Origin of the sequence: uncultured Cetobacterium sp., from assembly GCF_947072685.1 — a bacterium.
Lineage (GTDB): Bacteria > Fusobacteriota > Fusobacteriia > Fusobacteriales > Fusobacteriaceae > Cetobacterium_A.
In genome coordinates this window covers 94913-106933 of sequence record NZ_CAMTIK010000001.1, presented here as the reverse complement: position 1 = coordinate 106933, position 12021 = coordinate 94913, and the positions used below count along the sequence as shown (strand labels likewise).

The following is a 12021-nucleotide window of genomic DNA, read 5'->3' as shown; positions in this document are numbered from 1 at the left end:
AAATATTTTTTATTTTTTTCCTAATTTCATTTCAGCTTCTTTGTCTAATTCAAGTAGAGTATCTCTGACAATATCTAAATAATGCTCTTTTTCAGCATTTTCAGGGATAAAAATAGGATCTCCAAGAATACAGACCATTTTAGAAAAAGGTTTTGGCATTTGGAATTTATCCCAAGCTTTTTCAAAAGTCCACTTATTACTGAAGGCGACTCCAACCGGAAGAATAGCGTTCCCAGATTTTTGGGCAAGATATATCATTCCAGATTTAACTTGGTAAATAGGACCTTTTGGGCCATCTAACGGAGTCCCAATACTATACCCATCCTTTATAAGTTTTATTAACTTTAAAACTGATTTGATGGAATCTTTTCCAGAAGAGCCTCTAACAACTGTAAAACCCATTTTTTCAAGTGGGATAGAGATCAATTCACCATCTTTAGATGGACTCGCTAAAACAGCTTTATTTTGTGATATATTAATTAGTCCTAAGGATGCACCAACAAGTTTATTGTGCCAAAATCCACAGACATAACCTTCTCCATCTTTAATCAATGAGCTTTTGATAACTTCTACTTTCATAGTTTTTGAAATAATTTTTAATAAGTAGTATAGAACTAAACCATACCTCTTGTATTTTTTATTTTCCATTGAAAAAACCACCCATAAATATAGTATTTTAAGTTAATTATATCATAAATTTGATGTAAAAAAAAGCACCAACACAATAGTATCGGTGCTTTAAAATTCAAACTAGAATAGTCCAGGGATGTTGATTCCACCAGTAACAGCAGACATCTCTTTTTCAGCCAACTCATCAGCTTGTCTCATAGCTTCAGTAACAGCAGAAAGAATTAAGTCCTCTAACATCTCTTTATCTTCAATAGCATCTTTTATAGTTTCTTCAGATATTTTAATAGAAACGATATCTTTTTGTCCGTTAGCTTTAACAATAACAGCTCCACCACCAACAGAAGCTTCAACCTCTTTTCCTTTTAAAGAATCTTGTACAGCAAGCATTTCTTGTTGCATAGCTTGAGCTTGTCTTAATATATCAGCTTGAGAGTTTCCTCCAGTAGCTTTTTGTCCTTTTATTTTTCTAACCAATTTAACCCCTCCTAGAATTTATTATGTAATTGTTATGATTATATCATATAGAAGAAGGAATTTTCAACTACAGATTTAAAAGCTCATGTATAAAATAGGCTTAAATAAAAGTTCATCCTCTTTAATTAAAGTTTTCATTAAATCACTTTTATCTAAAAGTCTAAGATTTAGTAAAGTCTGTATAGGAAAGAAATTTGATTCAAACATAGATTTGAAATCCTCTTCATAAGGAATTTCAGTTACAGAGTAGTTCTCTTGTATATTTAAATCAGAAGCCAAAGTTTCAATTGTCGTATTGATACCACCAATAGAATCAACAAGACCTATATTTATAGCTTCTTCACCCAGCCAAACTTTACCTTGTGCAATTTTTTCGACATCATTTAAAGGAAGATTTCTACCGTAAGCAACTTTATTTAAAAATTCATTGTAAACTTTTAAATTTGAGTTGTATATCTTTTCTTTTCTTTCAGGAGTCATTTCAGCGGTTAAAGAGTATAGATCAGCAAATTTCCCCAAAGATATACCCTCAATATTTACACCCACTTTTTCACTTAATTTTTTGAAATTCGGAATTAAGCTAACTACCCCTATTGAACCAGTAATACTATCTTTATTAGCAAAAATTTTTGTGGCTGCGGTAGATATATAGTAACCACCAGAAGCAGCAACACTTCCAATAGATACATAGACAGGTTTTGTCATTTTTTTAACACTATTATATATGATATCAGATGCAAGGGCTGATCCACCAGGGGAGTTGACTCTCAAGATAACACCTTTAATATTTTTATCTTTTTCAACTTTTTCTAAAATAGGAATTATTTTATCTGGGGTGATTGTATTTGAAGTTGGATTTCTAGAACTAGAATAGTTAATTTCTCCTTCAGCATAAATAATAGCTATTTGATTTTTAGATAGACGTTCTTTAGGAAGACTATAATCTCCAATTTCAGTTAAAGATTCTATCTTTTTTTCTTTTTTAAAGTTTTCCCAATAAGCTAATGAAGTAATCAACTTATTTTTATTTAAAATAGAGGAACTTTCTCCCATTAAATCTCCAGAAAGAGTTAAAGTATTAAATTTCTCTATGTCAAATGATAAATTTTTAGAGATATCTTCGATGAAAAAAGAATAACCTTTATTTAAAATTCTTTTTAAATCCAGTCTATTTTCAGGAGACATCTCACTTCTTGTATAGTTCTCACCATATGTTTTAAAATCACCAACATGTACAACATTGACCTCTATTCCTAATTTTTCTGTGAGATCTTTGTAGTAAGGTAAATCTTTAATATATCCAGTTATATTAACAGCGGTAGATTCTGATGGTGGCATAATAGATTCAGTGGAATAACTGCTTAACAGAAGAGTGTTATTATCCATGTATGCACCATATGAGTATATTGGCTTATTTGTTGCTTTAAACTTTTTCAAGCATTCGCCTAATTCACCAATCTGAGTTCGATTGAGTGTGTTTCCATCAAGAAATAAAATTATTCCCAGAATATTGTCATCATCTTTTGAAGCAGAAACTCTATTTAAAAGTTGATAAAAATTTAGAGAATTAGGGCTAAGACTCAAAGGTGATTGAATAAAAGTATCCTTAAACTCTTTTGAAAGATCAACCTTTAAATATGTCTTTGTTGTAACAGGAGATTTTTTAGTTTTAGAAAAATAATTAAAAGCCAAAATAATTAAAAATATAAAGAAAATAAATTTAATAAGCATGGATGAAATTTCTCTAATAACAAATTTTAAAAAATTATAAATACCTTGTAATAGAATCATAAATTATTCTCCTTTCTCTTTTTTTAACTCCTCTTCTAAAAGGTCTAGAAGTCTATTAAATTCAGTTGCGACAGCTAAAAAAGTGTCTTTTTTACTCAGATCTACTCCAGCTTTTTTTAACTGATTCATAGGATGGTCGTTGCCACCAGATTTTAGCAGTTCAAGATAGGCCGCTTTAGATGCCTCTCTCTCTTCAAGAGTATATTTATCATCAGTTATTCTATTGTATAGATTAGCAGATGATGCAAAGCTTGTAGCGTACTGATATACGTAATATGGTGAGTTATAAAAATGAGGAATTCTAGCCCATATAATTTTTTGTAATTCATCCATCGTCATTTCATCTCCAAAATATTCTAAAAATAAGTTGGACATAATGTTATTTAAAATATCTGGGGTGATAGCTCCGCCATTTTCAACTATTTGATGGGCTTGATATTCATAATCAGCAAATAGAGTTTGAATATAGTAAGTTCCAACAATTCCGCCGATAGCCTGTTCAATTAAAGCTATTCTCTCTTTAGAGTCAGTTGTTTTTTTTAGCATATTATCCAGAAGCAGTCTTTCATTGAATGTTGAAGCGACCTCAGCAACAAATATAGTGTAACTACTGATAGGATAAGGCTGGTTTTTAGTGGAAAGCATAGAGTGCATAGTATGACCAAGTTCATGTGCAAGAGTAAATACAGCATCCATAGTTCCATTATAATTTAAAAGCATATATGGATGTACATCATAGATATTTATAGAGTAAGCTCCACTTCTTTTATTAGGAGTTTCATAGACATCGAGCCACCCTTCACCTAAAGCTGTATTTAAACCATCATAATAACTATCCCCAAGAGGTTTTACAGACTCTAAAACATAATCTTTAGCTTCTTCATATGAGAACTCTTTGTTGTAGTTAACAATATTGATTGAATTGTCATAGTAGTGATAGTCTTTAAGATTTAAAGCTTTTTTTCTAAGAGAGATATATCTTTTTAATGGAGAAGTATTCTCTTTTGTGGATTCGATTAAGGTTTTATAAACTTCAATCGGGATATCTTTAGGATTTAAAGCTTTGTCTAAACTATTAGAATAGTTTCTAGATTGTGCAGATGCAAAATCTCTTTGAAGTATACTTTTATATATGGAAGCATATGTATTTTTATTTACATTAAAAGAGTTATATAGAGCTTCAAAAGCTTTTTTTCTATCCTCTTGATTTCTGTCAGTAGACACAATCTTTGAATAAGCGGCATTTGTAACTGGAAGTTTTGTTCCATCTGCAAGTTCAATCTCATTCCATTTGATGTCAGAGGTTGAAAGTTCACTGTATATGTCGGAAGGAACACCTAAATATTGTCCAAAGTATGATAGAAGTCTTTCTTTATCAGATGATAAAACGTGTTCTTGAAGTCTATATATCTCCATCAAAGGGAATCTATTGGGCTCTAAAATAGGATTAGTATCAATCCAAGCAATCATAGTTTCTTTAGGGATAGTTAAAATTTCAGGTGTAACCCAAGATGATGAAATCGAATAATTAGCATATATACTTTCAATCTCTTGTAGTTTTATAGAAGCTTCTTCATTTGTAGAATCTAAATCTCTTTGAAGATAGGGATAAAGATATATTTTATCCAATAGTCTTGAAGTTTTTTCCTCAAGTTCGATAAATTCAATAAAAACCGTTGGATTTTGAGAGAGTTTGTCCTTGTAAGATGGTATTTTTGCCATCATCTCTTTAAGAACTATCAAATCTTTATTCCAAAGTTCCCAGTTAGGATATATATCATCTAAGTTCCATTTATATTTTGTAGCTATTTCGTTTCTATTGTTTTGCATAGAAAGTTCCTCCTTTTTATTTTCAGTAAATTTTAAATTGGTTATTTCTTTGAATGGATTTTTGTCAGTTTCATAGAAGTAGTGACCCAAAACTCCTATGTTGGCAATTATGATAAGAAGCATAAATTTTTTCATTAAAAATCCCCCTATTCCTTTAATATATTTTATATATTACAACAAAAAATAAAAAATAGGAAGGGGCTCTTCCTATTTTAAAAATTATTTTTCTTCATCCAATCTATCTTTTGGAAGTATTTTATTAAGAATAACTCCAATAAGAGCAGCAATTGCTAGCCCTGATAGAGAAACAGTTTTCCAAATGATAATATTATCAATAGCAATTCCCAATACAAAGATTAAAGATGCAATAAGTAGGTTTCTTGAGTGAGAAAAATCTAACTCCGCATCTACTACAGTTCTAACTCCAACTGATGCTATCATACCAAATAAAATAATAGAGATTCCACCCATAACTGGAGTAGGAATTGTTTGTAAAATAACTCCAAATTTTCCAATAAAGCTAAGAACGATTGCATAGCAAGCAGCAATTCTTAATATAGCTGGATCATAGACTTTAGTTACAGCCAGAACTCCAGTATTTTCACCATATGTAGTGTTAGCTGGACCTCCAATAAGACCGGCAGCAACAGTTGCTACACCATCACCTAGTAAAGTTCTAGCAATTCCAGGATTTTTAAAGAAATCTTTTCCAACAACAGCTCCATTGGTGGTTATATCCCCGATATGCTCAATAAAAACAACAAGAGCGATAGGTGCGATAGCAAGAATAGCTGTGAGAGAAAATTTAGGTAGAGTCAATAAATCTTTTAGAGCTTCAGAAGAAAATCCAATCCAGTTTGCATTAGCAATAGGAGTAAAATCAACCATTCCTAAAAAAATTGAAACGATATATCCAAGAATAACAGAGATTAAGATAGGTACAAGTCTAAAAAATGATTTTTCTAAGATAGATATACTTATCATTGTTATAACTACAATAAGAGCCACAACTAAGCTTTTTAAATCAAAGTGTCCATTTGAATATCCAGCCATAGATAGAGCCACAGGGCTAAGTCTTAAACCGATTACCATAATAATTGGTCCAACTACAACTGGCGGGAAAAATGATTTTATTTTATCTACCCCAAAGACTCTAACCATACAAGACATGAAGATATAGACAAAACCAGCAGAAATTACTCCACCTTTAATCGCACCTATTCCCTCCTCTTTTAAAACAAGAGAAAGAGCTCCAATAAAAGCAAAAGATGATCCTAAAAAAACGGGTACAATTCCTTTCGTGCACAGATGGAAAAGAAGAGTTCCAATACCAGCTGAAAGAAGAGCGATCGAAGGGTTCAACCCAGTTAAAAAAGGAACTAAAACAGTAGCACCAAACATAGCTAAAACATGTTGAATTCCTAGCAATAATTTACTTTTTGTAGATAAATTAGTCATTTTATAATCCTCCATAATTTTTTTTACCATTGAATAGCCTACATTATTTTAAGAAAAATGTCAATCTAAACTTAATGTTCCCAAAAGTTTTCCAGAAGAAAAATTAACGATTGCTTTTTCAGAAGTAATAATGTTGCTGATGCAGATTGAATCTCCTCTTTTTAAATGATGCTTAAACAAAGGGTACTCAAAACCTTCAAGAGTCAGTTCAAAAACTTCATCAGAAAAAGGGATAAAAGATATCGTTTTCCCTTTTAAGAAATTGAAATGTTGATTATTCTTAACAAGAAAAAGTTTTTCAAACTCATTTATAAAAATTAATTTATTATATTTAAAAATTAAATTTATATTTGTGAGGGAGTGATCAATTCGGCCCCCAAGTCCACCAATAATATAGATTTCATCAAAATTTAAAGATGAAACATATTCAATTAGAAGTTCACCATCTGTAAAATTTTTATTTTTATTAAATTTTTTTAATTTGACAAATCTATCTATAAGCCACTGGATATATTTCTCATCTAAAGAATCAAAATCTCCCCAAACTTCTTGAGGTTTAATATTTAATTCAATAGCTTTTTTAGCACCCCCATCGGCGCAAAAAAGAGAGTTTTCAGAAATATTTAAACTGTCGTAAAATGATTTTTTTTTAGGAAATTCACCATTTAAAAAGATAAAAGCTTTAGTCATCATCGTATTCTGTATCTACAATTAAAAAAATAGGTAGATGATCAGAAACCTCCTTTCTAGTTTTTATAAAATCCCCCCTTGTAATATCTAAAGCACCGCTTCTCCCCTTAAATTCCTGTGTGTATTTTTTTGAAAGAAAAATGTTGTCATATGAATTTGCAAAACCTTTAGTTCCGATTGTTGTTTTAATTGATGGGTCTAAAGCGTAAATTATCTCATCCTCATGTGAAAGAAAATTTTTGAAACTAGGATCATTAGCAGATAGATTAAAGTCCCCGCCAATAAGAATATCATTCTCTTTTTCGTCTAAGTTTTGGAAATAAGTATATACATCTATAAGTTGATTGGCTTCAAATTGCCTTTGGCTGATTTTTTTTCCATAGATTGAATGCAATAGAACATATGTAAAATCAAAGTTTTCAATTTTAAAAGTTGCTCCAAAAGGTTCTCTAATAAATTTATCTTCAAAATCGGGATAAAATCCATCACTTCTAATAAATTCCACTCTATTTTTTTTATATATGTAGGCATAATATTCTTTATACTCATCAGTTCCTACAGGATAGGGAGAGATAAAATAGCCCCATTTCTCATCACTTATTTTTTCAATCTCACTCAAAAGTTTGTGTACTCCTTTTTTATTCATAACCTCAACTAACCCAATGATATCAAAAGGCTCAACAGATTTAGCCAGATGGGAGTAGTCTTTAACTCCTTTTCCCAATCTCAGAGTATTAAAAGTTGCAATATAAGCTTGAGATACAGGAGTTTCAGCAGAAAGAAGTAGACAAAATAGATTTAATAGAATAAGAACAAGAAGTAGTCTTCTTTTTAAAAGTTTGCTCATAAAAATACCTCCAAAAAAAATACCCCCTGTGGGGGCATTTTAGTAGTTTTCGGGGAACATTATTTTTTCCACACCTTCAATAATAATATGAAGTATCATCATATGTATCTCTTGGATTCTATCGGAAGTCTCACCTGGGATTATGAATTCATAGTCACACATCCCTTTAAGTTTTCCACCGTCTTTCCCAAGAAGAACGCAGGTTTTAAGTCCCATTTTTTTTGCAGCTTCAACAGCTTTAATAACATTTGCAGAATTTCCACTAGTAGAAATTCCAATAAACATATCTCCGTCTTTACCGTAAGCTTCGACACCTCTGGAAAAAATATAGTCAAAGCCATAGTCATTTCCTACACAAGTTATGTGCGAAGAATCAGAAAGAGATATAGCAGGTAGTGCTCTTCTGTTCTGTCTAAATCTTCCTGTAAACTCTTCAGCAAAGTGAAGAGCGTCACAGTTACTTCCACCATTTCCACAGATCAGTACTTTATTTCCAGATTCAAAAATAGATGCTAAATCTTTAGCAACTTTTTCTGTTTCGTTTTTTTCATTTTCTTCTTTTATAAAATTTTCTAAAAGAGAAAGAGTAATTTTATATGAATCTAATAGCGACATATAAACCTCCTAATTTTAATTAAAGTTTAAAGTTTTTAACAAAGTTTATAAATTTAATAATGTGAGCTAAATTTTTCTTATCCTTAGTTATAACAATTTGATACGAATCTGTAACTTCATCAATTGTTCTGATAACTTTGAATTCTTCACTTTGAATCTCTTTATAAACAGCGTAGTAAGGGAGGATAACATTTCCCATTCCCTCTTTTACCATCCCCTTGATAACACCAAGATTACCAAGAACAGGGATTTTTGTATTGAAACAAATATGATTTTTATCTTCAAGATGGCTGATTGCCTTATCATTATTATAGATATTTTTTCTTGATATCAATGGTTCTTTAGCCACCGCTTCTAATTTTAATGAGTTTTTAATCCCTACAAGTATGTAAGGAACAGAACCAACAGTTATAACCTCGAGGTTAGGATCTGTAATATGTTCTTCATCTATTAAAAGAATATCTAACTCCCCTTCTTTTAATAGTTTTAAAAGCCATTGCTTTGTAGAGATTGTAATATCGTATTCAATTTCATCGTGAATAGATATGAAATCTTTCATTAAAAGTGGTAACAGAGGCTCACCAATAACAGATGTGGCTCCGATTGATATTTTAGCTTTATCCAGATTGATAATTCTTTCCATCTCTTTTTCTGCTCTTTTTACTTTTTCAAAAATCTCTTCAGCCATTTTGAAAAGAGCTTCCCCAGTGTAAGTTAATTTTATTTTCTTAGAACTTCTATCAAAAAGTTTAGAATTTAAAATCTCCTCAAATTTTTTAACTTGTATTGAAACCGCTGATTGATTTATGTATAATTTATTAGCTGCTTTAGTAAAGCTTTTTTCTTTAGCTACTTCATAAAATATTCTTAAATAATGTAAATCCAATTGTATCACTCCCAACTATTATTCATATGTATAGTTACTATTCTATTTTAGCATAATTTTTACACAATGAATACATTTTATTTTAAAAAAGTAGTAGAAAATTAATTTCTACTACTTAAAATTTTAAAATTAATCTATTATTGGAAGGTTTTTAAATTTTCTACCAACTTATCATATTTATCCTGGAATTCTTTTTGAATTCTTCTTTCTCTATCTAAAATATGCTCAGGAGCTTTTGAAGTAAATCTCTCATCAGATAGTTTAGAGTTAACCTTATCTAAATCTTTTTTAACTTTCTCAAGTTGTTCATTTATTTTTTTAACCTCAGATTCAGTATCTAAAAGTCCAGTTAGAATCATGAACACCTCAGAATCACCATTTACTCTAAATCCACTTTGTTCAGGAGTGGGGATATCAGAACCAACAGTTAATTCTTCAATTTTAGTAAGTTTAGTTATAAATAGTTCATTTGCTTTTAAGGTCTCAAGCTCAGTAGAATTAGCTGTTCTGATAACCACTTTAGCTTCCTTAGCAGGAGAGATTCCTCTCTCAGCTCTTATATTTCTTAAAGATGAAATAAGACCTTGAATGTATTCAAAAGATCTTTCTTTCTCATCACTTACTAAAGAGTCATTACAAACTGGGTAATCAGCTAACATAATGGTATCTCCAGATAGTTTTATCTTTTGCCAGATTTCCTCAGTAATGAACGGCATAAATGGATGTAAAAGTTTTAATCCAGATTCTAGCACTGTCCATAAAACATATTGTGCAGTTTGTCTAGATTTTATTCCAGACTCTTCTTTATTGTAAAGTCTAACTTTAGCAAGCTCAACATACCAGTCACAGAAGTCTCCTCTCAGGAATTCGTAAATTGATTTTCCAGCTTCATCAAGTTGGAATTTATCCAATTTATCAGCAACATCTTTAGCTGTTTTATTAAGTCTTGAGAAAATCCACTCATCAACAAGTTCTAATTCAACATTAGATTTATCGAAGGATTTGATATCAAAATCTTCAAGGTTCATTAAAACAAATCTTGAAACATTCCAAATTTTATTGGCAAAGTTTCTACCCATTTCAATTAATTTCTCAGAGAAATGAACATCTTGTCCTTGAGATGTATTGTATAACATAGTAAATCTTATAGCATCCGCACCATACTCTTGAATTAAGTTGATAGGATCAGGAGAATTTCCTAAAGATTTAGACATTTTTCTTCCAGAATCGTCTCTAACAATTCCATGAAGATAAACATTTTCAAAAGGAATATCATCCATAGTATACATACCAAACATTACCATTCTAGCAACCCAGAAGAACAATATATCAGCACCAGTAACTAGAGTTGAAGTAGGATAGAATTTATCCAGTTCAGGAGTTTGCTCAGGCCAACCTAAAGTTGAGAAAGGCCAAAGTGCAGATGAGAACCAAGTGTCAAGAACATCAGTCTCTTGAGTTAATTCAACCTCTTTACCATAGTGAGCATAAGCTTGAGCATAAGCTTCTTCATCAGTTTTAGCAACAAATATATGCATATCAGGACCATACCAAGCAGGAATTCTATGTCCCCACCAGATTTGTCTAGAGATACACCAATCTCTTATATTATCTAACCAGTTATAGTAAACTTTTTCCCATCTTTTAGGCATCAGTTTAACTTTTCCATTTCTAACAACTTCCAATGCTTTTTTAGCAAGTGGTTCCATTTTAACAAACCATTGTTTAGAAACTCTAGGTTCTATGACAGTATTACATCTGTAACATCCACCAACGTTATGAGTATGTGCCTCAACTTTAACAAGGAAGCCTTGAGTATCTAAATCCTCAACCATTTTTTTTCTGGCATCAAATCTATCCATACCAGCATATGCAGGATAGTCATTAGAAATTTTACCGTCTGGAGTCATCATGTTGATTATTGGAAGATTGAACTTTTGTCCTAAAGCAAAGTCATTAGGGTCATGTGCAGGTGTTATTTTTAAAGCTCCTGTACCAAACTCCATATCAACATATTCATCAGCAATAACAGGAATCTCTCTTCCAACTAGAGGAAGAATAACAGATTTTCCAACTAAGTGAGAATATCTCTCGTCGTTAGGATTTACAGCAATAGCAACGTCAGCTAGCATAGTTTCAGGTCTTGTAGTTGCAATAACTAAAAACTCATCAGAATCTTTAACAGGATATCTAAGATTCCATAAAAACCCGGCTTTCTCTTCATGTTCAACTTCGTCATCAGCGAGTGCAGTACCACATCTAGGGCACCAGTTAACCATGTATTCACCTTGGTAAATTAATCCATCATTGAAAAGCTTGATGAAGATATCTTTAACAGATTCAGATAATCCTTCGTCCATAGTAAATCTTTCTCTTTTCCAATCAAGAGAAGCACCAATTTTTCTTAATTGATTAGTGATAGCTCCACCATATTGTTCTTTCCATTCCCAAACTTGCTTGATGAACTCATCTCTGCCAAGATCCTCTTTAGTCAATCCCTCATCAGCTAGTTTTCTTTCAACTTTATTTTGAGTAGCGATACCTGCATGGTCAGTTCCAGGCATCCATAAAGTATTATAACCACTCATTCTTTTATATCTAACAAGAACATCTTGAATACTGTTATTAAGTATATGCCCCATGTGAAGTATTCCAGTTACGTTTGGAGGTGGGATAACAATAGAATAATTTGGTTTATTGTCGTCCATAGTAGCTGCAAAGAACTGTGATTCCTCCCAATGTTTATACCATTTTCCCTCAATTTCACCAGGGGAATATGTAGTAGCTAATTCATTCATTT

General features: G+C 31.3%; 10 protein-coding genes. All 10 read right to left on the bottom strand.

From position 1 onward, the window contains the following. Positions 1-9 precede the first annotated feature (9 nt). Positions 10-648: a lysophospholipid acyltransferase family protein gene (locus Q0V67_RS00510; RefSeq protein ID WP_297595989.1), complete on the bottom strand. Its 639-nt coding sequence runs from the start codon at positions 646-648 to the stop codon at positions 10-12. Positions 649-750: 102 nt separating this feature from the next. Continuing rightward, positions 751-1104, bottom strand: a complete 354-nt coding sequence (locus Q0V67_RS00505) for a YbaB/EbfC family nucleoid-associated protein (RefSeq protein WP_297595988.1) — start codon at positions 1102-1104, stop codon at positions 751-753. 75 nt (positions 1105-1179) lie between these two features. Then, entirely contained in the window at positions 1180-2895 is a 1716-nt protein-coding gene (sppA, locus tag Q0V67_RS00500) for a signal peptide peptidase SppA (RefSeq protein ID WP_297595986.1), read from the bottom strand. A gap of 3 nt (positions 2896-2898) precedes the next feature. After that, positions 2899-4725, bottom strand: coding sequence for an oligoendopeptidase F (gene pepF, locus Q0V67_RS00495; RefSeq protein WP_297596049.1), 1827 nt, complete (start codon positions 4723-4725; stop codon positions 2899-2901). A gap of 219 nt (positions 4726-4944) precedes the next feature. Continuing rightward, complete coding sequence (locus Q0V67_RS00490) at positions 4945-6183, bottom strand: uracil-xanthine permease family protein (RefSeq protein WP_297595984.1); 1239 nt, start codon at positions 6181-6183, stop codon at positions 4945-4947. A gap of 60 nt (positions 6184-6243) precedes the next feature. Further along, positions 6244-6873 (bottom strand): thiamine diphosphokinase, encoded by a 630-nt coding sequence (locus Q0V67_RS00485; protein ID WP_297595982.1) that lies wholly within the window; start codon positions 6871-6873, stop codon positions 6244-6246. Further along, a complete protein-coding gene (locus Q0V67_RS00480) occupies positions 6866-7720 on the bottom strand; it encodes an endonuclease/exonuclease/phosphatase family protein (RefSeq protein ID WP_297595980.1) in 855 nt (284 codons plus the stop codon). The genes Q0V67_RS00485 and Q0V67_RS00480 overlap by 8 nt, the downstream gene beginning before the upstream one ends. Before the next feature lie 39 nt (positions 7721-7759). Beyond that, positions 7760-8335: a D-sedoheptulose 7-phosphate isomerase gene (gene gmhA / locus Q0V67_RS00475; RefSeq protein WP_297595978.1), complete on the bottom strand. Its 576-nt coding sequence runs from the start codon at positions 8333-8335 to the stop codon at positions 7760-7762. Between the two features lie 19 nt (positions 8336-8354). Continuing rightward, entirely contained in the window at positions 8355-9221 is an 867-nt protein-coding gene (locus Q0V67_RS00470) for a LysR family transcriptional regulator (RefSeq protein ID WP_297595976.1), read from the bottom strand. A gap of 137 nt (positions 9222-9358) precedes the next feature. Continuing rightward, complete coding sequence (locus Q0V67_RS00465; protein WP_297595974.1) at positions 9359-12019, bottom strand: valine--tRNA ligase; 2661 nt, start codon at positions 12017-12019, stop codon at positions 9359-9361. Positions 12020-12021: the final 2 nt, after the last annotated feature.

What these genes read in the sequence shown, in the direction of transcription:
- Q0V67_RS00510 (WP_297595989.1), bottom strand. Translation starts at nt 648, where the DNA reads ATGGAAAATAAAAAATACAAGAGGTATGGTTTAGTTCTATACTACTTA.
- sppA (WP_297595986.1), bottom strand. Translation starts at nt 2,895, where the DNA reads ATGATTCTATTACAAGGTATTTATAATTTTTTAAAATTTGTTATTAGA.
- pepF (WP_297596049.1), bottom strand. Translation starts at nt 4,725, where the DNA reads ATGCAAAACAATAGAAACGAAATAGCTACAAAATATAAATGGAACTTA.
- Q0V67_RS00490 (WP_297595984.1), bottom strand. Translation starts at nt 6,183, where the DNA reads ATGACTAATTTATCTACAAAAAGTAAATTATTGCTAGGAATTCAACAT.
- Q0V67_RS00485 (WP_297595982.1), bottom strand. Translation starts at nt 6,873, where the DNA reads ATGACTAAAGCTTTTATCTTTTTAAATGGTGAATTTCCTAAAAAAAAA.
- Q0V67_RS00480 (WP_297595980.1), bottom strand. Translation starts at nt 7,720, where the DNA reads ATGAGCAAACTTTTAAAAAGAAGACTACTTCTTGTTCTTATTCTATTA.
- gmhA (WP_297595978.1), bottom strand. Translation starts at nt 8,335, where the DNA reads ATGTCGCTATTAGATTCATATAAAATTACTCTTTCTCTTTTAGAAAAT.
- Q0V67_RS00465 (WP_297595974.1), bottom strand. Translation starts at nt 12,019, where the DNA reads ATGAATGAATTAGCTACTACATATTCCCCTGGTGAAATTGAGGGAAAA.